The sequence below is a fragment of the Sciscionella sediminilitoris genome (genome assembly GCF_000737195.2).
Classification (GTDB): domain Bacteria; phylum Actinomycetota; class Actinomycetes; order Mycobacteriales; family Pseudonocardiaceae; genus Sciscionella; species Sciscionella sediminilitoris.
Window position 1 is genome coordinate 49,777 of sequence record NZ_JALM01000013.1, and the last position, 22,999, is coordinate 72,775.

The 22,999-nt window shown below is 68.4% G+C and carries 19 protein-coding genes; 6 read left to right on the plus strand and 13 right to left on the minus strand.

Going from position 1 to position 22,999, the window contains the following annotated elements:
• Positions 1-46: 46 nt before the first annotated feature.
• From phnE to AD72_RS06085, 3 genes are read right to left on the minus strand one after another with little or no spacing between them, the layout of a single operon-like run.
• On the minus strand, positions 47-1,660 hold the full coding sequence (gene phnE, locus AD72_RS06075) for a phosphonate ABC transporter, permease protein PhnE (RefSeq protein WP_031465408.1): 1,614 nt from the start codon (positions 1,658-1,660) through the stop codon (positions 47-49).
• Positions 1,657-2,475, minus strand: coding sequence for a phosphonate ABC transporter ATP-binding protein (locus AD72_RS06080; RefSeq protein ID WP_051898035.1), 819 nt, complete (start codon positions 2,473-2,475; stop codon positions 1,657-1,659). Before AD72_RS06080 ends, phnE begins: the two co-directional genes overlap by 4 nt.
• The gene (locus tag AD72_RS06085; RefSeq protein ID WP_031465410.1) at positions 2,457-3,395 is read right to left on the minus strand and encodes a phosphate/phosphite/phosphonate ABC transporter substrate-binding protein; all 939 of its coding nucleotides are present in this window, start codon (positions 3,393-3,395) and stop codon (positions 2,457-2,459) included. Before AD72_RS06085 ends, AD72_RS06080 begins: the two co-directional genes overlap by 19 nt.
• Before the next feature lie 267 nt (positions 3,396-3,662).
• Between AD72_RS06085 and AD72_RS06090 the strand changes: the two genes are divergently transcribed.
• Positions 3,663-5,549, plus strand: coding sequence for a glycoside hydrolase family 35 protein (locus tag AD72_RS06090; RefSeq protein ID WP_031465411.1), 1,887 nt, complete (start codon positions 3,663-3,665; stop codon positions 5,547-5,549).
• 93 nt (positions 5,550-5,642) lie between these two features.
• Positions 5,643-7,541, plus strand: a complete 1,899-nt coding sequence (locus AD72_RS06095) for a glycoside hydrolase family 35 protein (RefSeq protein ID WP_031465412.1) — start codon at positions 5,643-5,645, stop codon at positions 7,539-7,541.
• Here the strand turns inward: AD72_RS06095 and AD72_RS06100 are convergent.
• The 3 genes from AD72_RS06100 to AD72_RS06110 form a co-directional block, all read right to left on the minus strand.
• Positions 7,531-9,381 carry a CocE/NonD family hydrolase gene (locus AD72_RS06100; RefSeq protein WP_037344979.1) on the minus strand — a complete coding sequence of 617 codons (1,851 nt, stop codon included), beginning with the start codon at positions 9,379-9,381 and terminating at the stop codon, positions 7,531-7,533. The genes AD72_RS06095 and AD72_RS06100 overlap by 11 nt on opposite strands.
• A gap of 173 nt (positions 9,382-9,554) precedes the next feature.
• The gene (locus AD72_RS06105; protein ID WP_031465414.1) at positions 9,555-10,940 is read right to left on the minus strand and encodes a cobyrinic acid a,c-diamide synthase CobB; all 1,386 of its coding nucleotides are present in this window, start codon (positions 10,938-10,940) and stop codon (positions 9,555-9,557) included.
• A 38-nt stretch (positions 10,941-10,978) separates the two neighbouring features.
• Positions 10,979-12,013: a zinc-binding dehydrogenase gene (locus AD72_RS06110; protein ID WP_343123698.1), complete on the minus strand. Its 1,035-nt coding sequence runs from the start codon at positions 12,011-12,013 to the stop codon at positions 10,979-10,981.
• A gap of 104 nt (positions 12,014-12,117) precedes the next feature.
• Here AD72_RS06110 and AD72_RS06115 point away from each other — a divergent pair, with 104 nt between their 5' ends.
• Positions 12,118-12,708, plus strand: coding sequence for a TetR/AcrR family transcriptional regulator (locus AD72_RS06115; RefSeq protein WP_051898037.1), 591 nt, complete (start codon positions 12,118-12,120; stop codon positions 12,706-12,708).
• Here the strand turns inward: AD72_RS06115 and AD72_RS06120 are convergent.
• The 3 genes from AD72_RS06120 to AD72_RS37905 all read right to left on the minus strand — a co-directional run bounded on the left by AD72_RS06120 (position 12,680) and on the right by AD72_RS37905 (position 16,533).
• Entirely contained in the window at positions 12,680-14,032 is a 1,353-nt protein-coding gene (locus AD72_RS06120; RefSeq protein ID WP_082468783.1) for a glycoside hydrolase family 1 protein, read from the minus strand. The genes AD72_RS06115 and AD72_RS06120 overlap by 29 nt on opposite strands.
• A gap of 279 nt (positions 14,033-14,311) precedes the next feature.
• Positions 14,312-16,180 carry a GH92 family glycosyl hydrolase gene (locus AD72_RS06130; RefSeq protein WP_255357144.1) on the minus strand — a complete coding sequence of 623 codons (1,869 nt, stop codon included), beginning with the start codon at positions 16,178-16,180 and terminating at the stop codon, positions 14,312-14,314.
• Positions 16,063-16,533, minus strand: a complete 471-nt coding sequence (locus AD72_RS37905) for a hypothetical protein (RefSeq protein ID WP_051898041.1) — start codon at positions 16,531-16,533, stop codon at positions 16,063-16,065. Before AD72_RS37905 ends, AD72_RS06130 begins: the two co-directional genes overlap by 118 nt.
• 249 nt (positions 16,534-16,782) lie before the next feature.
• On the opposite strand from AD72_RS37905, the gene AD72_RS06140 reads away from it, so the two are divergent.
• Complete coding sequence (locus tag AD72_RS06140; protein ID WP_031465419.1) at positions 16,783-17,760, plus strand: LacI family DNA-binding transcriptional regulator; 978 nt, start codon at positions 16,783-16,785, stop codon at positions 17,758-17,760.
• A complete protein-coding gene (locus AD72_RS06145) occupies positions 17,757-18,791 on the plus strand; it encodes a class I mannose-6-phosphate isomerase (protein ID WP_031465420.1) in 1,035 nt (344 codons plus the stop codon). Before AD72_RS06140 ends, AD72_RS06145 begins: the two co-directional genes overlap by 4 nt.
• Before the next feature lie 21 nt (positions 18,792-18,812).
• Here AD72_RS06145 and AD72_RS06150 read toward each other — a convergent pair whose 3' ends face one another.
• From AD72_RS06150 to AD72_RS06165, 4 genes are read right to left on the minus strand one after another with little or no spacing between them, the layout of a single operon-like run.
• Positions 18,813-19,319, minus strand: coding sequence for a hypothetical protein (locus AD72_RS06150; RefSeq protein WP_031465421.1), 507 nt, complete (start codon positions 19,317-19,319; stop codon positions 18,813-18,815).
• 2 nt (positions 19,320-19,321) lie between these two features.
• Positions 19,322-20,230: a serine/threonine dehydratase gene (locus AD72_RS06155; RefSeq protein ID WP_031465422.1), complete on the minus strand. Its 909-nt coding sequence runs from the start codon at positions 20,228-20,230 to the stop codon at positions 19,322-19,324.
• Positions 20,227-21,192 carry a methylmalonyl Co-A mutase-associated GTPase MeaB gene (meaB, locus tag AD72_RS06160; protein ID WP_031465423.1) on the minus strand — a complete coding sequence of 322 codons (966 nt, stop codon included), beginning with the start codon at positions 21,190-21,192 and terminating at the stop codon, positions 20,227-20,229. Before meaB ends, AD72_RS06155 begins: the two co-directional genes overlap by 4 nt.
• Positions 21,193-21,221: 29 nt before the next feature.
• A complete protein-coding gene (locus AD72_RS06165; RefSeq protein ID WP_031465424.1) occupies positions 21,222-22,412 on the minus strand; it encodes an acetyl-CoA C-acetyltransferase in 1,191 nt (396 codons plus the stop codon).
• A gap of 140 nt (positions 22,413-22,552) precedes the next feature.
• On the opposite strand from AD72_RS06165, the gene mce reads away from it, so the two are divergent.
• Positions 22,553-22,996: a methylmalonyl-CoA epimerase gene (mce, locus tag AD72_RS06170; RefSeq protein WP_031465425.1), complete on the plus strand. Its 444-nt coding sequence runs from the start codon at positions 22,553-22,555 to the stop codon at positions 22,994-22,996.
• The last annotated feature ends 3 nt before the right edge of the window (positions 22,997-22,999 follow it).

Below are 22,999 nucleotides of genomic sequence, written 5' to 3' on the forward strand. Positions count from 1 at the left end.
CGTCCGCCGCCGGGCAGGTTAATTCCCCGAACAGTTGTCGCGCGGTTCAGGACAGCACCCGGCGCAGCCACACGGCGAGTGCCTCGACCGCGAGCACCACGGCGAGCATCACCAGCACGATCGTGGTCACCACGCCGAACTGCAGCACCTGCGCTGCGGAGAGCAGATAGAACCCGATGCCGCCCGCCCCGACGATGCCGAGCAGGGTGGCGGAGCGGATGTTCACGTCGAGCTGATAGAGCACGTGTGCGATCAGCGCGGGAATCGCGCATGGCACGGTCGCGGCCCAGAACACCTGCCACCGTGAGGCCCCGGTCGCCCGCACCGCGCGTGCCGGGCCCTCGTCGAGCTCCTCGAGGGAATCGGCGACGAGTTTCCCGAGCAGCCCCACGGATCCGATGCCGAGCGCGAGGGTGCCCGCCACCGGTCCGAGCCCGGTCACCACCACGAACACGATGGCGAGCACGAGTTCGGGAATGCCGCGCACGAGCACCAGGATCGCGCGGAACACCCGGGCGGTGCGCGGTGTCGGCGCCACGGTGCGCGCGGCCAGTGCGCCGATCGGGATGGCGAGCACCAGCCCGAGCAGGGTGCCCGCGAGCGCGATCTGCACGGTGACCAGCAGCGCGCCGAGCAGTTGTCCCGCCATGCCCGCCGTGGCCGGTGGGAGGAATTCGCCGAGCACCCCGAACAGTTTCCCGAATCCGTTGCCCAGCTGGGCGAGCGAGATTCCCGCGCCGGGAACCGAGATCAGGATGACCGCGAGGGTGAGCACCGCGTACCCGGCGCGGCGCACCCGCGCGAAGGTCCACGGTTGCCGTGCCAGGCCGGGAATCGCCCGCGGTGTGCCGGTGCGGCGCGCGGTGCCCAGTAACGCACGCCGGATCGTCCCGGAGATCAGCTCGATCAGTACGCACAGGCACAGCACCACGAGGGCCAGTGCCATCCCCCGGTGATAGTCCAGGCGTTCGAAGGCATTGGCGATCGCGTAACCGATCCCGTCCACTCCGACGAAGCCGAGTACCACCGAGACCCGCAGATTGATGTCCAGCCGGTGCAGCGCGGTGGCCACGAAGGAGGGCAGCACCTGGGCGAGCACGCCGGCGGTGAGCTCCTGCCATTTCCCGGCCCCGGTCGCGCGGATCGCCGCCCGCGGACCGGGGTCGATGTGCTCGATCGCGTCCGCGTAGAGCTTGCCGACCATGCCGACCGAATGCAGCCCCATGGCGAGCACCCCGGTGAGCCCGCCGAGCCCGAACACCCGGAAAGCCACGATCGCCAGCACCACATCGGGTGCCGCGCGGGCGAGCACGATCACGGCGCGCGCCGCCCCGCGGGTGGCCCGGTTCGGTGTGGTGTTCAGTGCGGCGAGCAGGGCGAGTGGAATGCTGAGCAGCACCGAGAGCACGGTCGCGCAGACCATGATGGCCAGCGTCTGCCCGCAGAGCGCGAGCAGTTCCGGAATCGCGGGGAAATCCAGCGGGAACATGCGTTTCCCGAAGGCGATCGCATTGCCCGCGCTGTCCGCGAGTGTGGCAAAGTTGATCTTGAGATCGACCAGTGCCCATACCGCGGCGGCGAGCAGGGCGAGCAGCACCAGCCCGGCGGTGAGCCGTGCGGGTCGTGGTCGCTCGATACCGGCGGGAAGCGCGAGGGTCATCGGCGCGCCCCGGCCAGGTCCGGCCCGACCTGCGCGTAGATCTCCGTCACCGAGGAACCGTCCAGCTCCGCGGTCGGCCGGTCGAGCACCACCGTGCCATCGCGCAAGCCGATGATCCGGTCCGCGAACGCGAGCGCGAGCTCGACCTGATGCAGGCTGCACAGCACGGTCCTGCCCTTGCCCGCCTCGGCGAGCAACCGCATGATCTGCGCGCTCGACTCGGGATCAAGGGAGGCCACCGGTTCGTCGGCGAGCAGGATGCGCGGTCCGGGGAGCAGGGCCCGCGCGACCGCGACCCGTTGCTGCTGTCCGCCGGAAAGCGTGTCGGCGCGCTGGAAGGCGTGTTCGGCGAGCCCGACGGCCGCCAGCCCGGCGAGTGCGCGTTCCCGGATCCGGCGCGGATAGCTGAGCAGGCCGAGCCGGGGGCCGCGCAGTTCGCCGAGTGCTCCGGTGCACACGTTCTCCAGTGCGGTCCGGCTGCCGACGAGGTCGAACTGCTGGAACACGAACCCGATGCGGCGCCGCAGTTCGCGCAACCGCCGCCGGTCACCCGTGTGCAACCGGGTGCCGAGCACGGTCGCCTCGCCCTCGCTCGGCAGGTGCAGACCGTTGATCTGGCGAAGCAGCGTGGATTTCCCGGAACCGGAGAGACCGAGCAGCGCGACCCGCTCGCCCTCCCGGATCGTGACCGAGACCGAACGGAGCGCCCGCACCTGACCGGTTCCGCTGCCGAACCGCTTGCCGAGCCCGTCCAGGTGGATCACCGGTTCCGCGCTCGCCTTGCGCGCCAGGGGAATCAGCTCGCTTGTCGACATTGGACATCCTTGGTGATCGCGCAGACCTTGCGGACGGAGTCGAAGTCCTTGTCGGTGACCGGGGCATAACCCCAGTAGCCCTGGATATCGCAGTTCCCGGAACAGAATCCCTTGGTGCGCAGGTAATCCGCGTTCGCCTTGCCCGCGAACGCTTGGGTGAGCTGGTGTTTGGTCTGCCCGGGCAGATTGTCCGAGATCGCGATGGGCGAGCCCGGGATCATCGCCGATTTCCACACCACCCGCAGTGCGTTCTTGGGGAGTTGGCCGCGCTGCGGCAGCAGCTTGTCGACCATGGAATCGTAGGCGAACCCGGCATCGCACTGTCCATTCGCGACCGCGAGTGCCGAGGCGTCGTGCCCGCCGGACATGACCGGGCTGATGCCCTTGTCCGGATCGACCCCGGCCTCGGTCAGCCCGGCTTTCGGGTACAGGTAACCGGATGTGGAGTTGGGGTCCACGAAGCAGACCTTCTTCCCGTTGAACCCGGCGAGGTCCTTGATCGGGGAACCGGCCTTGACGAGCCCATAGGAGCGGTACTGCGGCGGATCTCCCTTGCGCTGTACCTGCGCGCCGATCGGGGTGATGCGCACCCCGTTCGCCTTGGCGACCACATAGGACAGTGGGCCGTAGGCCGCGATATCGATCTTGCCCGCGCGCTGGCCCTCGATCACGGCCGCGTAGTTGGTCGCGTTCTGCACCTTGATCTTCTTGCCGGTCTCGCGTTCGAGCATCGCCACGAGCGGGTGCATCTCCTGCTGCAGGCTCGTCGCGTTCTCGCTGGGAATCGAGGCGAACACCAGTTCGCCCGGGTCGCGCCCGGAACCGCTGTCCTGTGCCGCGCTCGAGCCGCAGGCCGCCAGTCCGAAGACGGCCGCGAGGCAGGCGAACGAGGCGAATGCCTGCCGAGCAAGCTTGCCCATGTCCGGTTCCTCCTCCGTGTGGGATACCTCAACACGATGCGGCGGCCAGGTGGAGCAGGACCACTTGCCGGGTTACCGGTTCCCGAATAGTTGCCGACGCTCCGGTACTGCTGCCTGGACAAGCGGGAATACGGTCACGCTCGCGCGAGCGCCCGCTCACCGGTCGTGCGCACGCGCCCCTCGAACCGGTACTTGCCGAAGGACCGTTGCGCACCCTAACTTGTTCGCTGTTGATCGATTTTGCGTGAACTTGTGAAGGAGTTGGCAATGAATGCCATCGGGCGGCGAGGGTTCTTCGGCTTGGCCGCGGCGACGGGAGCGATCGCCGGAACGGCGGGCAGTGCCTCGGCCGGGGAACTCGGCCCGCGCACCGTGCTCACGGGGGCGCGGCGCGGTTCCGGACTGACCGTCGACGGGGACCGGTTCCTGCTCGACGGCAAGCCGTTCCAGGTGATCTCCGGCGCGATCCACTATTTCCGGATCCACCCGGAGCAGTGGCGGGACCGGCTGAACCGGATGCGGCTGATGGGGTTGAACACCGTCGAGACCTATGTGCCCTGGAATCTGCACGAACCGGAGAAGGGGCGGTTCGAGTTCTCCGGGTTCACCGATGTGGCCAGGTTCGTGCGCACGGCGGGTGAACTCGGGCTCAACGTGGTGCTGCGGCCCGGTCCCTACATCGGCTCGGAGTGGGATTTCGGCGGCTTGCCCTCCTGGCTGCTCGCCGAGCCGGAAGCGCGGGTGCGCTGCTCCGATCCGCGCTTTCTGCGCCATGTCGACGAATACTTCGCGGTGCTGCTGCCGCGGCTGGCCGAGCTGCAGTCCAGCAGGGGCGGCCCGGTGCTCGCGATGCAGATCGAGAACGAGTACGGCAGCTACGGCAACGACACCGGATACCTCGCACATCTGCGGGAACGGTACGAGGCCGCGGGCATCGACTGCCTGCTGTTCTGCTGCAACAGCGCCAGCGAGGACTACATGCTGCGCGGGGGTCATCTGCCGGGCACCTTCAACACGGTGAACTTCGACGGCACCGCCGATGTGGCGGCGAAGTTCGCCAAACTGCGCGAGATCCAGCCGCACGGACCGTTGTGGTGCAGCGAATTCTGGGACGGCTGGTTCGACTCCTGGGGGCAACCGCGCGAGCAGGGGGACCCGCGGAAGTTCGCGGACAATATCGACCGGATCCTGGCCGAGGGCGCGTCGGTCAACCTGTACATGGCCGCGGGCTCGACCAATTTCGGCTGGGGCGCCGGTGCCGATGCGGACAATCCGGAGAAGGCCTACCGGGCGGTGGTCACCAGCTACGACTACGCGGCGCCGGTCAGCGAGTCCGGGGAGATCACCGCGAAGTTCCACGCCTTCCGCGCGGCGATCGCCAAACACGCACCGGTGCCGAACGAGCCGCTGCCGCCGACGCCGAAACGGATGGCCCCGCAGGCCGTGCGCGTTGCCGAATCGGCGAACCTGTTCGACCAGCTCGATTCGCTCGCCGAGATGCGCAAGCTGCCCACCCCGCTGGCCATGGAACGGCTCGGCCAGACCAACGGGCTCGTGCACTACCGCACGAAAATCCAGGGACCACAACGGAAAACCCCGATCGCGATCGAGGGGTTCGGCGACCGCGCGCTGGTGTTCTGCGACGGGAAACCGCTCGGTGTCCTGGACCGGAACAAGCCCGGGCAGACGCTGGAGACCGCGGTCGGATCACCGTCCAGCACCCTGGACATTCTCGTGGACGCGAACGGGCGGCTCAACTTCACGCACAAACTGCTCGATCCCAAGGGAATCTTTGGGGATGTGCTCTTCGGCGATCAGATCCTGATGGACTGGCAGGCCTGGCCGCTCGCTCTGGACGACCTGTCCAGGGTGCGGTTCCGGCGCGGTGCCGCGAGCGGGATCGGCCCCACGTTCCATCGCGCGCATGCCAGGGTGGGTTCGCCCGCGGACGGGTTCATCGGGTTGCCGGGATGGACGAAGGGGCTGGTGTGGCTGAACGGGTTCCTGCTCGGCCGGTACTGGAACGTTGGTCCGCAGCAGACGCTGTACGCGCCCGCTCCGCTGTGGCGTTCGGGACGTAACGAGCTGATCGTGCTCGAACTGCACGAGGCAGGCACCACGATCGACCTGCGCGATACGCCTGACCTCGGCTGATTCCGGTCCGGCCGGGGGCTTGTCAGCACGCCTGCCATGTTCTAACTTGTGCGAAGTTGATTGATCCTGCGTGACTTCGCAAAGGAGCGAGCAATGGGTGCGATCGGGCGTCGCGGGTTCCTCGGCTGGGCCGCAGCGGTCGGAGCGGTGGCGGGCACCGGCGGTACCGCTGCCGCGAGCATGGCAACGGATGCCGCTCCGCGGACGGTGCTCGCCTCGGCGCGCTCCGCCGCGGGGCTGACCATCGAGGGAGACCGCTTCCTGCTGGACGGCAAGCCGTTCCAGGTGATCTCCGGGGCGATCCACTATTTCCGGATCCGCCCCGAGCAGTGGGAGGACCGGCTCAACCGGCTGCGGCTGATGGGGCTCAACACGGTCGAGACCTATGTCGCGTGGAACATGCACGAACCACGCAAGGGGAAGTTCGACTTCAGCGGCCAGGCCGATCTCGCCCGGTTCATCGAGACCGCGGGCCGGCTCGGCCTGAAGGTGGTGTTGCGCCCCGGCCCGTACATCTGCGCCGAATGGGACTTCGGCGGGCTGCCACCGTGGCTGCTCGCCGAACCGGAGATCGAACTGCGCTGCGCGGATCCGGTCTACGAACGCCATGTCAAGGAATTCTTCGACGCCCTGCTGCCCAGGATCGCCGGGCTGCAGGCCACGCGGGGCGGTCCGATCATCGCCGTGCAGGTGGAGAACGAGTACGGCAGCTACGGCGACGACCAGACCCACCTCGCCCACATCCGCTCGATGCTCGAACACGGCGGCATCGACAGTTTGCTGTTCTGCTGCAACGGTTCTTCCGATTACATGCTGCGCGGAGGAAGCCTGCCGGGCACCTTCAACACGGTGAACTTCGACGGCGGCGAGGATCCGGACGCCAACTTCACCAAGCTGCGGAAGATCCAGCCGCACGGTCCGTTGTGGTGCACCGAGTTCTGGGACGGCTGGTTCGACCACTGGGGCGAGAAACACCACCGGACCGACCCGGCCGAGCATGCGGCGAACATCGAGAAGATCCTGGCCAAGGGCGCCTCGATCAATCTGTACATGGCCGCGGGATCCACCAACTTCGGCTGGGGAGCGGGCGCGAACCACGATGGCACCACCTATCAGCCGACCGTGACCAGTTACGACTACGACTCCCCGGTCAGCGAATCCGGCGAACTGACCGAGAAGTTCCACGTTTTCCGCGCGGCGATCGGCAAACACGCACCGGTGCCCGACGAGCCGTTGCCGCCGACACCGAAGCGGATGGCGCCGCAGACCGTGCGCCCTGCGGAATCGGCCGGGCTACTGGACTCACTCGGTGCGCTCAGTACGCCGAAGACCGGGCCGAGCCCGCTGACCATGGAGAAACTGGGCCAGGCCAACGGATTGGTGCACTATCGCACGAAAATCCAGGGGCCACAGGAGAAATCCCCCATCACCATCTCCGGGCTCGCCGACCGCGCGCTGCTCTGGCTGGACGGGAAACCGCTCGGCACGCTGGATCGCAACAAACCGGAGCAGAGTGTGGAAACCGCGATCGCCGGGCCCTCGAGCACCCTGGACATCCTCGTGGACACCGGGGGACGGATCAACTTCACCGACAAGCTGGCCGATCCGAAAGGGATCACCGACCGGGTCAAGCTCGCCGGGCAGACACTGTTCGGCTGGGAGATGCGCCCGCTTCCGCTGGACGATCTCGCCGGACTGCGGTTCCGGCGCGGTGGCACCGATGCCGCCGGACCGGTGTTCCATCGCGCGCATGCCAGGGTGGGTTCGCCCGCGGACGGGTTCATCGGGTTGCCGGGATGGACGAAGGGTCTGGTGTGGTTGAACGGGTTCCTGCTCGGCCGGTACTGGAATGTGGGCCCGCAGCAGACCTTGTATGCGCCGGCTCCGCTGTGGCGTTCCGGGCGTAACGAGTTGATCGTGCTCGAACTCCACGAGGCGGGCACCACGATCGAACTGCGCGACACGCCCGATCTCGGCCCGGTCAGCGGATGACCGGCAGGGTGAGCTTGGACGGGTGCGCCGCATCGTGCAGCACCGTCTGCCGCGCGACCGTGGTCCGATCCGTTTCCCCGGCCCAGGAACCGTTGTTCGGGTTCGGATCGAACTGCGGGTAGTCGCTGGAGGAGATGTCCAGCCGGATCCGGTGCCCGGCCTTGAACAGATTGCTCGACGGCCAGACCTTGATCGTGTACCGGTAGACCTTGCCCGGCACGATCGGGGTCGGATTTGTGTGTGACTCGCGGAAACTGGCCCGCACGATCCCATTGTTGAGGTTCACCACACTGCCGTCCGGGTGCACATCGCTGACCTTGGCCGTCCAGTCGGTGTCCGGTGCCGAGGACTTCGCATAGAGGGTGACCGTCATCGGTCCGGTGACCTCGGTGTCCTTCGTGAGCGGTTTCGAGGTGTAGCCGAGCACATCCGGGCGGCGCTCCACGGTGGACTGATCGTAGGGTCCCTGCGGTCCGGTGCTCGCCGAACAGCAGGAGTGCCCGCCGACACTCGGCACCGGGTTGCGCGGGTCATAGCGGTAGTGGTCGGCCGTGTTCCGTGCGGGCGGGGCCGATCCGAGCGTTCCGCCCGAGCCGCCCGCGTTTCCGGTGCTGGCCAGGTAGTAGTCGGTCCACCGGGTGCCGGGGATCGGCCACCGCGCGGCCGTCTTCCACTTGTTGGCGCCCATTTCGAAGTAGCGGACCTTGGGCTGTTTGTCGATGCCGTTGTCCTTGCCCTTGAGGTAGTGGTCCCACCAGTCCAGCATCATCTCGTTGATCGGCGAATTGCCGACCGGGCCGATCTGCTTGAGCAGCGGCGCCTCGGTGCTCTGCGGCCTGCCCCAGCCGACGTGGTCCCACGGCCCGATGACGATGTGCTGGTTCGCGCGGGCGTACGCGGATCCGGCCGACTGCGTCATCCCGGTGAAGTTCTGGATACCGCCGGGAAGGAAGGCGTCGTACCAGCCCTCGAAGTCGAGTACCGGGATACCGATCTTGTGGTAGTACCGTTGTGGCGCCCATTTCTGCCAGTAGGGGCCGTCGGTACGGTGCCGGAGCCAGTCGAAGAAATACGGCGCGACCTTCGGATCCTGTGGCCGCAGCGGCGGGAGTTCGGTGTAAGGCCGGTAGGCGAGCCAGCGCTGGGCGTTCCCGCTCGCCTTCTTGAGCTGATCCGCGAGCGCCATATCGCCCCGGTTCTGCGCCGCGGAAAGGGCGAGATCGCCCATGGTCCACGGCTCGACGAAGGCCAGCCGGAAGGCGCCGTCCTCGTAGGTCCAGTTGTTGTAGTAGTCGGCGGCGGTGTTCGCCGGGATGATCGTCTTCAGATGGGGCGGCGCGGTTTCGGCGGCCAGCCACTGGGTCGCGCCGACGTACGAGGAACCGTACATCCCGACCCTGCCGTTCGAGCCGGGCAACCGCGCGGCCCATTCCACGCTGTCGTAGCCGTCTTTCTGGTCGTGGGTGAATTCGGAGAAGGTTCCGTTCGAGGCGTACTGCCCGCGGATGTCCTCGGTGACCACCAGATAGCAGTGCGAGGCGAACCAGTCCGGACTCTGGTACCGGTACGGGGACATCTGTGCCTGCACCTTGTCGTACTGCGTGCGGTACAGGATCACCGGTACTTTCTTCGTGGTGTCCGGGCGGTACACATCGGCGCGCAGCATGGTTCCGTCCCGCATCGGAACACCGGCATTGTCCGTCTTGCTCACCGAGCAGGGGCCGCGGCCGGTCTGCGGCGGCCAATCCGATCCACCCGCGGCGAGCGCCGGAGTGGCCACCGTTCCCGCGGTCAGCGCGGCGGCGGTGGCGAGGAGACCGATACGACGAAGCAGACCCATGTGACCATCCTCGGTACGGAATCTTTGCGTCATATCGATTGCAGCACAGTCGCGATGCGCACCGGAATGACCTGAATGGCGCAATCCCCGCCCGGATGTGCCCGAAATGCGGCATTGCCCGGTGACCGGCCGAGAATAATCACCACCTGGTGATCAGGACAATTACCGGCTGCTTATTGACAGCCGGCGGATGTCGATTGTTCCGGGCGGTTCCCGAGCGCGGACCGCAGCAGGTTTTCCGCGATATCCGGCCGCGCTCCGAAATGCTGGTGGATATAGCTCGCCACCACATTTCCGCTCCGGTAGCCGGCGGGAAAGGAGTCACCGGTACTCGTGGTGACCGTGAAAAGACCCGGCTCGAGATCGGCGTCGATCACCCGGGACTGGTGGAATTCCTGGCCGCGCAACACGGTTCCGCGCGGCCCGAGCACGCTCGCCCGGGTGGTGCGCGATTCGGTGTACCGGATCACCAGATGGTCCGGGTCCATGGCGATATCGATCGGCAGCACTCCGGCCATCGGGTGTTTCCGCCCGTCGAAACCGGTCAGCGAGCGGGCGAGATACAGCAGGCCACCGCACTCGGCGTAGACCGGGAGCCCGGCTGCCGCCCGGTCGCGCAGTTGCCTGGCCAGCGCGGTGTTGCCGGCGAGCTGTTCGGCGAAACTTTCCGGATAACCGCCGCCCAGATACACCGCGTCGATGTTTCCGGGCAGGCGTTCCTGTTCGGCAGGGGCGAAGGGGACGAGTTCGAATCCCGCCGCGCGCAATGCGTGCAGGTTTTCCGCGTAGTAGAAGCAGAACGCCCGGTCCCGCGCGATCGCCAGGCGGGCGAGCGGTTCCCGGACGGGTGCCACGGGCGGAGCGGGAACCGGGGCGCCACAGGCGATCGCGGACAGGCGCCCGGTCTCGATGTGTTCGCCCGCCCGTGCCCAGTTCGGCGCGCGTGCGGCGGGATTCTCCTGCACGGTGAGCAGGCCGAGATGCCGTTCGGGAATGTCGAGTTCGGCCGAGCGCGGCACGTTCCCGAGCACCAGGCCGCGCAGCCGTTCCGGAAGGGCGTCGAGCACCATTCGCGCATGCGCCTGGCTTCCGGTCCGGTTGAGCACACAACCGGCGATGCGAACCTGCGGGTCGAAGGCGCGCAGTCCGTCCAGGATCGCGCCCGCGGTCCTGGTCATGCCCCACACGTCGAGCACGACGACCACGGGGACACCGAGCAGTTTCGCCAGCTGTGCCGCGCTGCCCCGTTCGGTGCCGTCCGCTCCGTCGTAGAGAGCGCCCATGGATTCGATGACGCAGATGTCCGCATCCCGCGACCACCGGCCGAAGCTGCGGCGCACTCCGTGTTCGCCCATCAGCCACGGATCGAGATTGATCGAGGGTTCGCCGGTGATTTCGGCGTGATAACCCGGATCGATGAAATCCGGTCCGAGCTTGAAGGCCCGTACCCGCAGTCCCCGTGCGCGCAGGGCAGTCAGCAGGATCGCGGTCACGGTCGTCTTGCCCGCACCGCTGTGCGTCCCGGCGATCAGCACGGCCTTCGGGGATATCTCGGGCATGCCGGGAAGTATGCCGGTGCAGTGGCCGGGCGGGCCGGTCAGGCCGCCGGGTCGAGCACGATCTTGCCGATGTGCCGGTATTCGAGGAATCGGCGCTGCGCCGCGTGGATCTCGCTGAGCGGGAACCGTTCCGCGACCAACGGCCGGATCGAGCCCGCGCGCGCCTCCTGCACCAGTTTCGCGAAGTGTGCCCTGGTGTGCATCGCGGAACCGATCATCCGCAGGTTGTGCAGGTACAGCCGGCGCACATCGATCGGGAGCACCGCACCGGCCACCGCGCCGGCGATCACCCAGCGCCCGTCATCGCGCAGCAGCGGGAGAAACTGCTCGACCAGTGGCCCGGCGACGACATCGGCCACCGCGTCGAGCCGGTCGGCGATGGTGAGCGGGCCGTCCTCGCGGGAAACGGCGCGGGCCGCGCCCGCGGCGAGCACGGCCTCCCGCTTGGCGGCCGTGGTCACCGCGATGACCTCGGCACCGCGGGCCGCCGCGAGCTGGACGAGGGCGAGCCCCACCCCGCCGGAGGCCCCGGTGACCAGCACCGTCTCCCCGGCACCGATCTCCGCGCGTTCGAGCATGCCCATCGCCGTCCCATAGGCGACCGGGAGACCGGCCAGCTGCTCATCGGGCAGCGGTGAGCCGCTGACATCGTGCACCCGCTCCGCCCGCGCCACGACGTATTCGGCGAAGCCACCGTCCGCCTCGCTGCCGAGCAACCCGACCGGCGGGGCGTGCTCGCCCGCATCGCGATAGAGCGCCGGATCGACGAGCACCCGCGTGCCGCGCAGTTCGGCCGGTACACCCGGACCGGTCTGCTCGACGACCCCGGCGCTGTCCCCGCCCTGGATCCGCGGGAAGTCGATCGGACCACGCCAGCCGGTGCGCGCCTCCGGATCGCCGGGCACTCCGTAGGCGCCCCTGCGCGTCCAGAGATCGGTGTTGTTCATCGCGGCCGCCCGTACCGCCACCAGCACTTCGCCCTCGCCCGGTGTCGGCACCGGTTGATCGCGGCGCACCTCGAGCGCGTCCTGTTCGCCGTGCCTGGTCAGCACGGCAGCGGTCATCGTTCGCATGATCCATCCTCGGGGTTCGCCTGATCTATACCGACTGGTATACCTCGTTTACGATGCCAGAGGGTTTGCCGCGAGGTCAACCCACCGGTCGGTATAGTCGAGGTATGACGGAACGAGCGGTGCTCACGGATGCTGGTTCCCGGGTGCTCGCCGCGGCGGCCGAGCTGTTCTATCGCAAGGGGATCAACGCCGTCGGGGTCGCCGCGATCGCGGAAACAGCGTCCGTGACCAAGAAAACCCTCTACGACTGCTTCGGCTCCAAGGACGCGCTCGTGGTGGCGTACCTGCGGCACCGGCACCTGGACTGGTGGGAGTATCTGCAGGCGCAGCTGGCCGCGGCCGCCCCGCCGCGGGTGCTCGTGGTGTTCGACACCTACCTCGAACATCCCGGGGTGGACCTCTCGCGGGGCTGCGCCTTCCTCAACGCCGCGGCCGAACTGCCGCCAGGGCACGAGGGCAGAGCGGTCATCGAGGACCACAAGAACCAGGTACAGCAGCTGCTGGCCAGACTGATCATCGAGGACCACCCGCACATCGCCGAACCGGCCGAGCTCGCCGAGCATCTGTTCCTGCTGCTCGAAGGTGCGACGGTGCACAGCGGGCTGAACGGCAGCCCGGGCGCGCTGCGGCGGGCGGGCGCGATCGCGGTCTCGCTGCTGGCCGGACCTAGCCGACCCCGGCACGTGCTGCGCTGATCCCGGCGGTGGCACCGAGCCGGGCGCGCGGACCGTTCGGGTCGGCCGGGTGCAGGCAGCTGACCGGGGGATCGTCGAGCGAGCAGAAGGCCGGTCCGCGCACCAGCCGGTAGTCGCCGGGAACCCCGCCGCGGGCGATCACATCCCGGTAGGCCGCCACCGCATCGGTTGGTCTCCTGCTCAGCCGCGGATCGGTGCGGGCGTCCACCGTGTACAGCCCGAACCTCGGCCGGTAGCTGCCCCACTCGTAATTGTCGGTGATGCTCCAGTAGTTGTAGCCGATCACGTTCATCCCGTCGGCTTTGGCGCGCTGCACCCAAAAGATCGAATCGCGCAGTGCCGCCGAGCGGGTGTAGCCATCGGCACGCGGTAAGCCATTGTCGGTCGGCATACCGTTCTCCACGATGTACAGCGGCAGCCCCGGATAGCGGTTCGCGTAGTAGCGCAGCGCATCGTAGATACCCTCCGGCTCGAGCCGGATGTCCCACAGTTTCCCGAATGCGCCGTTGATCGCGGACAGATTGTCCAGGCTGGCGCCGTAGTAGTAGTCGATGCCGAGGTAGTCCAGCTTGTCCTTGATCGCATCGAGCACGAGCAGGTCGGTCGCCGGGTTGAACACCGAGGTGAAGGACTGGTTGCTGGTGACGAGCGCACCGGGATCGATACGGTGGATCAGATCGTAGGCCTGCCGGTGCGCGGCGACGAGATTCGCCCGCCACGCGGGAATCCGGCCGAGATCGAGGGTGCCGAGCTTGAGTTCGTCGCCGAGGAACACGGTCGGCTCGTTGAACGTCACCCACAACACGTGCTCGCCCCGGTAGCGGCGCACGATCTGCTCGGTGAAAGCGAGGAAATCCGTTACGGTGCGGCGTGCGGCGAACCCGCCGTTGTCCCGCACCCATCCCGGGTAGACGAAATGGCTGAGCGTGATCATCGGGGTCATTCCCGCCGCGCGGATCCGCCGGACGAGATCGTCGTAATAGGCCAGCTCCCGCCGATCCCACACCCCGGGCCGGGGCTGTACGCGCGCCCATTCGAGGCTGAACCGGAAAGTGTTCACGCCCATCCCCGCGGCGAGCCGGATGTCCTCGCGGTAGCGATGCCGGAAATCCACCCCGTTCCCGTACGGATCGATGCCGCCCGTTCCGGCGTTCGCGGCGATATAGCGCGACCAGTTGCTGTCCGGGGCGCTGCCCTCGGCCTGGTATCCGGAGGTGGCCACACCCCAGTGGAACGGGGCCGGTTCGGCGCCCGCGGACGGCAGGCCGAACGGGGCGAGCAGGACCACGGCCAGGGCCAGGAAAGCCAGGCGCGTGCGGGGCATGAATCGACGGTAGTGAGGCGGTGTTCGCCGGTCAATGCGGGAAATGGGTGACCGCGGAGCTCCGCGGTGAACCGCTACTCACCCGGGGCGGGGAGGGGATCGACGTGAATCAGCTCCCTCTCGTCGGCCAAATGCCGAATAGCCTGAGGCAGCACGTAATCGCGGTCGCGGTCCTGGGACACCGCGGCTTTGTCGAGCTTTTTGGGTCCTGCTCGGTCAGACCGAAGGTGTATTCCCTATTCATCCACCTCGAGGTCGTCCGTACCCAATGGCCCTAGATTATGGGGAAGGCGGCGCGTCCGCGTTCGCGGTTCCCCAATCCGTCGGCCGCGCGGCCATGGCGAATTCGAGCGAACCACCGCGCTCGGCGAAGGACTCCGGCAACCAGGGCCGTGCGGAATCCCGTCCGTTCACCCGTAACCCGGCCACGTATTGGTTCGTCTCGCTGGAATCCGGTGCGGTGATGCGGAATTCGCGGCCGTCCGGGCTGTGGATCGCAACCCCGGTGAACACCGGTGATCCGGTCACGAGCTCGGCGCGGCCGGGATATTCGGGATACAGTCCCATCGCGGTCCAGACGTACCAGGCGCCCATCTGCCCGAGGTCGTCGTTGCCCGCGAGGCCGTCGGGTCCGCTGCGGAACAGTTCGCGCAGCACCCGCCTGGTCAGCTGCTGGGTTTTCGCCGGTGCCCCGGTGAAATCGGAGACCCAGGGGCTCGCGGCGCCCGGTTCGTTGGACAGGAAGGCGTACGGTTTCCTGGTTCCCGCGTTGAGCCGTGCGAAGAACGCGTCCAGCCGGTTGTTCACCGCTTTCCTGCCGCCGTAGGCGCGGATGAGTCCAGCGTAGTCGTACGGGACCATCCAGGCGTACTGTGCGCCGTTTCCTTCCACCCAGCCGTCCGGGGTCGCCGGGTCGAAATCGGCGGGAAAACCGCCGTCGGCATTGCGCGGTTGCAGATAACCGGTCTCCGGATTGTAGAGTTTGTGCCAGTACCGCGCGCGTTTCATGAAACCGCGATAAGTGTCGTCGTCACCGAGCCGGTGCGCGAGCTGGGCGATCGCGAAATCGGCGCTGGTGTACTCGAGTGTGTCCGCTGCTTTTCCCGGAACGTAGCCGAGTTTCAGGTATTCGCCGAGTCCGGGACGTTCCTCGTAGCCGCTGGTCGGCTGATTCGCCCCGCGCAGCATGGAAAGCAGGGCCCGGTGCGCTCCGAAATCCTTGGCGCCGAAGGCATACGCGGAGGCGAGGATGATGTGCTCGGGATCGCCGTTCATCACCCCGGTGTAGTCGTTGGCGACCGTCCAGCGGTCCCAGGCTCCGCCCTGTTCGGCGAATTCCCGCATGGTGTAGGCGATATCCGACATCTCTTTCGGCGCGAGCACGGAAAGCAACGGCACCTCGGAGCGGTAGATGTCCCAGCCGGAGAAGTCGGTGTAGATGGTCCTGCCCTTCGGTGCGGTGTGGATTTTCCCGTCGAAACCCGGATAGCGGCCGTCCACATCGGAGAACACGTTCGGCTGCAGATACGCGTGATAGAGCGAGGAATAGAAGGTGCGTTTCTGTTCCTCGGTACCGCCGGTGACCGCGATCTCGCCGAGCCGCCTGTTCCACGCCGCGTTCGCCTGGCTCGCGATCGCGTCCACATCCCGGCCGCGGTTCTCGGCGGCCAGATTGCGTTTCGCGCCCTCGGCCGAGACGAAGGAGAGCCCGAGCCGCACATTGACCGTGGAACCCGGCTCGAATTCCGCGTAGCCGCCGCTGTCCTGTACGCCGCTGCGCCGCGGGGTGACCGTGCCACCGCGCCAGGTTCCGGTCCTCTGGAAGGGTTTGTCGAATTGCGCGTGGAAATACACCCGGTACCGGTTCTTCGTGCCGCAGAAGTCGCCGCTTGCCGCCCAGCCGGAAATGCTGTCCCTGCCGATCGAGATCCGCGAATCGCGGGTTCCGGTCACCGATCCGGAGGTGTTCACCAGCAGGGTGGCGGGTTTTCCCTGTGGGAAGGCGAATCGGGCCGCCCCGCTGCGCCGGGTCACCGAGAGCTCGGTGTGCACGCCGTTGTCCAGCCGGACGCCGTAATAGCCGGGGCGGACCGTTTCGTTCCGGTGGGAGAACCGGGCGACGTAGCGATCCGGGTGAACGGCGGGGATTCGGTGACCTCGCCGGAAATGGGCAGGAACGGAATGTCCTGATAGGTATCGCAGCCCGCACCGGAGAGATGGGTGAGGCTGAACCCCTTGATCCGGTTGTCGTCGTAGAAATAGCCGCCATGCTGTTCGGTCACCGTGTCCGGGCTCCGCTGCACCATGCCGAACGGCACATCGGCACCAGGGAAGTTGTTGCCCGCCCCGCCGCCGGTTCCCTGATCGGGTGCGCCCGGTTTGGTGCCCAGATAGGGATTCACGTAGCGCGCGGGATCGTGAACGCGCGCCTGAGCGGGTACGGAAAGAGACCCGGCGGCGAGAATGAGCGCGAGCACCGCGATCGGGAACCGGGACGGCATGACCCACCTCCGTGCGAACACAGCGTGATGAACAGCTGACGCTGGGACACTGTCACTGTGCTCAGCTGCCGGGCGCCGGTCAATGCGTGGTGCGGGGCCTGTCCGGAACCGGACAAGGAATGCGCCATCCGGACCACGGCGGGGTCCCGCGTTCGCGGGACATGTTGACGTGCCTTCGGTGCCCGTGTTGAATCGGCTACGATGACAACGTTGTCAGGGACACGGGAGAAACGGGCGCGCCGCGCGACGATGAACGATGTCGCGCGGTTGGCCGGTGTGTCCATCAAGACGGTCTCCCGGGTGGTCAACGACGAACCGGGAGTGCATGAGCAGACCGCGCGGCAGGTGCTCGCGGCGATCGAGAGCCTCGGCTTCCGGCGCAATATGGGCGCGCGCAATCTGCGCCAGGGCGTCACCACCGCGACCGTGGGGCTGCTGCTCGAGGATGTGTCGAACCCCTTCTACTCCGGGCTCACCCGCGGCGTGGAAGAGGTGGCGCGCCAGTTCGGCAGGCGGGTGCTCTCCGCGTCCTCGGACGAGGATCCGGTGCAGGCCCGCGAACTCGCACTGGATTTCTGCGCGCGGCGGGTGGACGGGCTGCTGATCGTGCCCGCCGGGCGTGAGCAGGGATACCTCGCCGCCGAGATCCGCGCGGGCACCCCGGTGGTGTTCATCGACCGGCCGGGCGGCGATGTCACGGCGGACACCGTGCTGATGGACAACGTCGGCGGCACCATGATGGCGGTGGCGCACCTCGCCGAGCACGGGCACCGGCACATCGGATTCCTCGGTGACGACCCGGAAATCTTCACCGCGGCCGAGCGGCTGCGCGGATTCCGCGAGGGATGCGCGCGGGCCGGGATCGAGCGCGGTGCGGAATTCGCCGCCATGGGACCGCACGATGAGCACAGCATCGGCACCGCGCTGCGCGCCATGTTCGACCGTTCGGTGACCGCGCTGATCGGCGGGAACAACCGGATCACGATCGGCCTGCTGCGGGTGCTCGCCGGAATGCCCGAACGGCCGGCGCTGATCGGATTCGATGACTTCGAACTCGCCGATCTGCTCGATCCACCCGTCACCGTGATCGCGCACGACGCCAAGGCGCTCGGGCACGCGGCGGCCGGGCGGCTGTTCGCGAGAATCCAGGGGGATGACTCGCCGCATCGCGATCTCGTCCTCCCCGCACGACTCGTTCCACGAGGATCAGGAGAGATATCACCATGAATGTCAACGGGCCGGCACCGGCGGTGCTCGCGGCGAATCAGCCCGAGCAGTTCTATCGAGGGGGCGCGGCGATCGCCCGGTTGCGCGGGATGCCCGCGAGCGCGGAATACGGTCCGGAGGACTGGGTCGCCTCGACGACGACCCGGTTCGGGCACGAGGAATCCGGGCTTTCCCGGCTGCCGGACGGCACCCTGCTGCGCGAGGCCATCAAGCTCGACCCGTACAGCTGGCTGGGGCCCGCGCACACCGCGCGGTTCGGCTCGGATCCCGCGCTGCTGGTGAAACTGCTCGACGCGGGCCAGCGGCTCCCGGTGCACTGCCACCCCTCGGACGGGTTCGCGCAGCGGCACCTGGACAGCAGCTTCGGCAAGACCGAGGCCTGGGTGGTGCTCGAGACCAACGGCGAGGATCCCTGTGTGTACGCGGGATTCCGCGAGGATGTCGACGAGGAGACGCTGCGTTCCTGGGTGGAGAACCAGGACAGCGCGGCCATGCTCGGTGCGCTCAACCGGCTCAGCGTGGCGCCCGGGGACACCGTGTTCATCCCGGCGGGTCTGCCGCACGCGATCGGCGAGGGCGTGTTCATCGCCGAGCTGCAGCAGCCAACCGATCTGTCCATAACCCTCGAGTGGAAAGGGTTTCTGGCCGACGCCGAGACCGGATCGCTCGGACTGGGCTTCGACCTCGCGATGTTCTGCGTGGACCGGACCGGCTGGGAGGAACGCCGCCTCGGCGCGATCGTGCACCGTGCGGAGGCGGACGCGCCGTGCCGCTGGCTGCTCGACGGGGAACAGGAACGGTATTTCCGGGCGCACCGGCTCTCCACCGCGCGCGGGGTGCTGCTGCGCGCCGGGTACTCGGTGCTGATCGTGCTCGAGGGGGAGCTGCGGCTCATCCCGGAGAACGGCGAGGAAGTGGTGCTGAGCAAGGGAAACACCGCGGTGATTCCGTACGCGGCCGGGGCCATCGAGGCGATCGGCGAGGCCACCTCGATCCACTGCAGGCCACCGGCGCCGGGGGAGCCCGCATAACGTCCGGTTCCGCTGCCGCGGTCAGCGGCGGCGGAACCGGCGGATCCCGCGGGCGGTGCGGCGCAGCGCGTTGCCCGCCGGGCTGACCGGGCAGCGCCACACCCCGGCCTCGGCATCCCAGAGATGGGCGAGGTCCGGGTACTCGGTCGCACTGTCCACATCGGAGGGTGTGAGTTCCAGGCAGGGAACCCCGAGCGCGGTACCGGAACCCGTGGACACCCGCGCGGTCGTGGTGCGCGCGGTGCGCAGCTGCGCCCAGCCGATGGACCAGTCGCGTTCCCCGCCGGATCCGCTGATGCCGTGCTCGTCGAACACGAGCCGTTCCCCGGTGCGCGCCCGGCTGCTCCCGATCGCCAGGAACACCGCGAACAGCAGGAAGAACACGCCGACGAGCAGGAAGGTCGCCAGGCTGCCCCCGGTGATCGCACCCGCGATGCCACCGAGCCCCACCAGCGCGCAGATCAGCGCGGCGAACCGGAGCAGCCGCCGGGTCGCGGCGGCCGGATCGACGATCACCGGGCGGGACACGGCTACACCCGCGGGGATTCGATGTTGGCCCCGCAGATGAGCACCACGACCCGCTCGCCATCGCGCGGCCGGTAGGCGCCGCAGCGCAGGGCGGCATAGGCGGTCGCCGCGCTGTACTCGGCGGCGATCCGGAATTCCTGCCACAGCGCGGTGTGCGCGGCCCGGATCTCCGCCTCGGGCACCAGCACGCTGTGCACTCCGGCCTCGGCGGCAAGGCGGTAGGGCAGCGCACCGACCTTGCTCGCGCCGAGGGAATCCTTGGTGAGCCCGGAGACCTCGACCGGAACCGGGCCGCCCGCGGCGAGTGCCGAATGCATGGAGGGGATCAGTTCCGGCTCGACCGCGACGATCCGGGCAGGCGAACCGGCCAGCCCGGCGACGATCCCGCCGAGCAGCCCGCCACCGCCGACCGCCACGAGCACCGTGTCGAACTCCGCCTGTTCCAGCAGTTCCAGTGCGAGTGTCGCCTGACCGGCCACCACCTCGGGCTGGTCGTAGGCGTGGATCTGCATCGCGCCGGTCCGCTCGATCTCGGCGCGGCTGGCCTCCAGCGCGTCGGCGTAGAGCGCACCGGCGACGGTCACCTTCGCCCCGCTGGCCTCCAGCAGGGCGCGCTTGGCGGGGGAGGCGGCCTCCGGAATGAACACGTGCACCGGGATGCCGAGCGTGGTCGCCGCGGTCGCCACGGCGATCCCGTGGTTCCCGCCGGAGGCCGCGACCACTCCGGCGGCGGGCAGGGTGCCTTGCTCCCTGGCGAGGCTGAGCGCGGTGAACGCCCCGCGTGCCTTGAAGGTCCCGGACACCTGGTGCTGTTCGAGCTTGAACAGCAGATCCGGGCGGGCGTGCAGCACCGGGGTGGTCCGGACAAGCCCGTCGATCGCGCGGCGGGCCGTGACTGGGTCGGGGCTCATGTGTTCCGCAAGGTAGCGATCAGCCGGTCGGCCGCCGCGTACGGGTCGGTCTTGCCGCCCGCGACCTCGGCCGCGAGGTCACCGAGCGTGTCCCCGCCGCGCAGATCGCCCATCTCGGCGCGCAGCGCGGCCAGTGCGATGGCCTCGATCTCCCGCTCGGCCCGGTGCCGCCGCCGCGCCTCGAGCTCACCGTGCTCGGTCAGCCAGGTCCGGTGCGCGTCGATCGCGGTGAGCACATCGCCGACCCCCTCGGTCCGGCTGGCCACGGTCGGCACGATCTCCGGGCGCCAGCTCGGGCCCTCGCGTTCCCTGCGGCCGAGCGAGATCATGTGTTTGAGGTCGCGAACCACCTGATCGGCGCCGTCCCGGTCGGCCTTGTTCACCACGAACACGTCGGCGATCTCCAGGATCCCCGCCTTCGCCGCCTGGATACCGTCGCCCATGCCCGGGGCGAGCAGTACCAGGGTGGTGTCGGCGAGGCTCACCACGTCCACCTCGGACTGGCCGACCCCGACCGTCTCGATGAGCACCACATCGCAACCGGCCGCGTCGAGCACCCGCAGCGCCTGACCGGTGGCCGAGGCCACCCCGCCCAGATGACCGCGGGTCGCCATGGAGCGGATGTACACGCCCTCGTCGAGCGCGTGGTCCTGCATCCGGATCCGGTCCCCGAGCAGCGCGCCGCCGGAGAACGGTGAGGACGGGTCCACGGCGAGCACCCCGACCCGCTTGCCCTGCTCGCGCAGCAGCGAGACCAGCGCCGATGTGGAGGTGGACTTGCCGACACCCGGTGAACCGGTGATCCCGATGACCGTCGCGTTCCCGGTGAGCGGGGCGAGCCCGGCGGCGACCTCGCGCAGCGCCGGGCTCGCGTCCTCCACCATCGAGATCAGCCGCGCCACCGCGCGCGGACGACCGTCACGGGCCTGTTCGATCAGCTCCGGAATGCTCTGTTTGGCCACGTGATCACTCTAATTGCGTCGGGCCTCGGTCAGCGCGGCACGGTGAGCAGCAGCGCGTCACCCTGGCCGCCGCCACCACACAGCGCGGCCGCCCCGGTTCCGCCGCCCCGGCGGCGCAGTTCGTGCGCGAGGGTGAGCGCGAGCCGGGCGCCGGACATGCCGATCGGGTGCCCCATGGCGATCGCGCCGCCGTTCGGGTTGATCCGCTCGTCGTCCTCGGCGTAGCCCAGCTTGCGGGCCGAGGCGAGCCCGACCGCGGCGAAGGCCTCATTGATCTCGACCACGTCGAGCTTGCCCGGATCGGTGCCGTTCTTGGCGCAGGCCTTGACGATCGCGTTCGCGGGCTGCTCCTGCAGGGTGGAGTCCGGACCGGCGACCACGCCGTGCGGGCCGATCTCGGCGAGCCATTCGAGGCCGAGCTCGGTGGCCTTGGCCTTGCTCATCACCACGACCGCGGCGGCCCCATCGGAGATCTGCGATGCGGTGCCCGCGGTGATCGTGCCGTCCTTGCGGAACGCGGGCTTGAGCTTGGCCAGCGATTCCGCGGTGGTGTCCGCGCGGATGCCCTCGTCCTCGTTGAACACCACCGGGTCACCCTTGCGCTGCGGGATCTCCACCGGCACCACCTCGTCGGCGAACAGGCCGTCTTTCCAGGCCCGGGCGGCGCGCTGGTGCGAGCGGGCGGCGAACGCGTCCTGCGCCTCGCGGCTGAGCCCGTCGGAGTCGTTGCGCTGTTCGGTGAGCAGACCCATGGCCTGGTCGGTGAACGCGTCGTGCAGCCCGTCGTAGGCCATGTGGTCGGTCAGCGTGGTGTCGCCGTACTTGAATCCCGAACGGGACTTCGTGAGCAGGTGCGGTGCCTGGGTCATCGACTCCTGGCCACCGGCCACGACCACGTCGAACTCCCCGGCCCGGATCTGCTGGTCGGCGAGCGCGATCGCGTCCAGCCCGGAAAGGCACACCTTGTTGACGGTGAGCGCGGGCACATCCATCGGGATCCCGGCCTTGCTCGCGGCCTGGCGTGCCGGGATCTGGCCCGCACCGGCGGTGAGCACCTGGCCCATGATCACGTAGTCCACCGCGTCCGGGGCGACCCCGGAACGCTCCAGCGCGGCCTTGATGGCGAATCCACCGAGGTCAGCGCCGGAAAACTGATTGAGCGAGCCGAGCAGCCTGCCCATCGGGGTCCGTGCGCCCGCGACGATCACTGATTCGGTCATGCGTCAAGCCTCCTGAAACTGGTCCGGCAGGGCTTCGAGGTCGGAAGTTGCACCATCTTGGTCACGAGTTGACAGTTGATGTGACCACGATGTCACGCACGCCACAACACGGAATCGGTTCTTCCCCCTACCGTTGGGGCATGGACAACGCCATCAGCCCCTACGTTGTCGCGATCGACCATGTCGGTGTCGCGGTAGCGGACCTCGACGAGGCCATCGAGTTCTACCGGACCCACTTCGGGCTCGACGCCTACCACGTCGAGGAGAACGACGAGCAGGGCGTACGTGAGGCGATGCTGCGGGTGCCCGGCGACGAGGGCACCGCGGTGCAGCTGCTCGCGCCGACCTCCGAAGACTCCACCATCGCGAAGTTCCTCAAGCGCAACGGGCCGGGCCTGCAGCAGCTCGCTTACCGGGTCAGCGATGTGGACGCGGCGACCGCGGCGCTCAAGGAAGCCGGTCTGCGGGTGCTCTACCCCGAGGCCAAGCGCGGAACCGCGGACTCGAGGGTGAACTTCATCCATCCCAAGGACGCGGGCGGGGTGCTCGTGGAGCTGGTGGAACCGGCCCGCGCCCACGCCTGAGAA

Excerpts from the sequence above, each read along its gene's own strand:
- AD72_RS06165 (WP_031465424.1), bottom strand. The coding sequence starts at position 22,412 with ATGACCGAATCAGTGATCGTCGCGGGCGCACGGACCCCGATGGGCAGG.
- AD72_RS06085 (WP_031465410.1), bottom strand. The coding sequence starts at position 3,395 with ATGGGCAAGCTTGCTCGGCAGGCATTCGCCTCGTTCGCCTGCCTCGCG.
- AD72_RS06120 (WP_082468783.1), bottom strand. The coding sequence starts at position 14,032 with ATGCCCCGCACGCGCCTGGCTTTCCTGGCCCTGGCCGTGGTCCTGCTC.
- AD72_RS06080 (WP_051898035.1), bottom strand. The coding sequence starts at position 2,475 with ATGTCGACAAGCGAGCTGATTCCCCTGGCGCGCAAGGCGAGCGCGGAA.
- AD72_RS06145 (WP_031465420.1), top strand. The coding sequence starts at position 17,757 with ATGAATGTCAACGGGCCGGCACCGGCGGTGCTCGCGGCGAATCAGCCC.
- AD72_RS06155 (WP_031465422.1), bottom strand. The coding sequence starts at position 20,230 with ATGAGCCCCGACCCAGTCACGGCCCGCCGCGCGATCGACGGGCTTGTC.
- AD72_RS37905 (WP_051898041.1), bottom strand. The coding sequence starts at position 16,533 with ATGCCGTCCCGGTTCCCGATCGCGGTGCTCGCGCTCATTCTCGCCGCC.
- AD72_RS06090 (WP_031465411.1), top strand. The coding sequence starts at position 3,663 with ATGAATGCCATCGGGCGGCGAGGGTTCTTCGGCTTGGCCGCGGCGACG.
- mce (WP_031465425.1), top strand. The coding sequence starts at position 22,553 with ATGGACAACGCCATCAGCCCCTACGTTGTCGCGATCGACCATGTCGGT.
- AD72_RS06095 (WP_031465412.1), top strand. The coding sequence starts at position 5,643 with ATGGGTGCGATCGGGCGTCGCGGGTTCCTCGGCTGGGCCGCAGCGGTC.
- AD72_RS06100 (WP_037344979.1), bottom strand. The coding sequence starts at position 9,381 with ATGGGTCTGCTTCGTCGTATCGGTCTCCTCGCCACCGCCGCCGCGCTG.
- AD72_RS06140 (WP_031465419.1), top strand. The coding sequence starts at position 16,783 with ATGAACGATGTCGCGCGGTTGGCCGGTGTGTCCATCAAGACGGTCTCC.
- phnE (WP_031465408.1), bottom strand. The coding sequence starts at position 1,660 with ATGACCCTCGCGCTTCCCGCCGGTATCGAGCGACCACGACCCGCACGG.
- AD72_RS06110 (WP_343123698.1), bottom strand. The coding sequence starts at position 12,013 with ATGCGAACGATGACCGCTGCCGTGCTGACCAGGCACGGCGAACAGGAC.
- AD72_RS06105 (WP_031465414.1), bottom strand. The coding sequence starts at position 10,940 with ATGCCCGAGATATCCCCGAAGGCCGTGCTGATCGCCGGGACGCACAGC.
- AD72_RS06115 (WP_051898037.1), top strand. The coding sequence starts at position 12,118 with ATGACGGAACGAGCGGTGCTCACGGATGCTGGTTCCCGGGTGCTCGCC.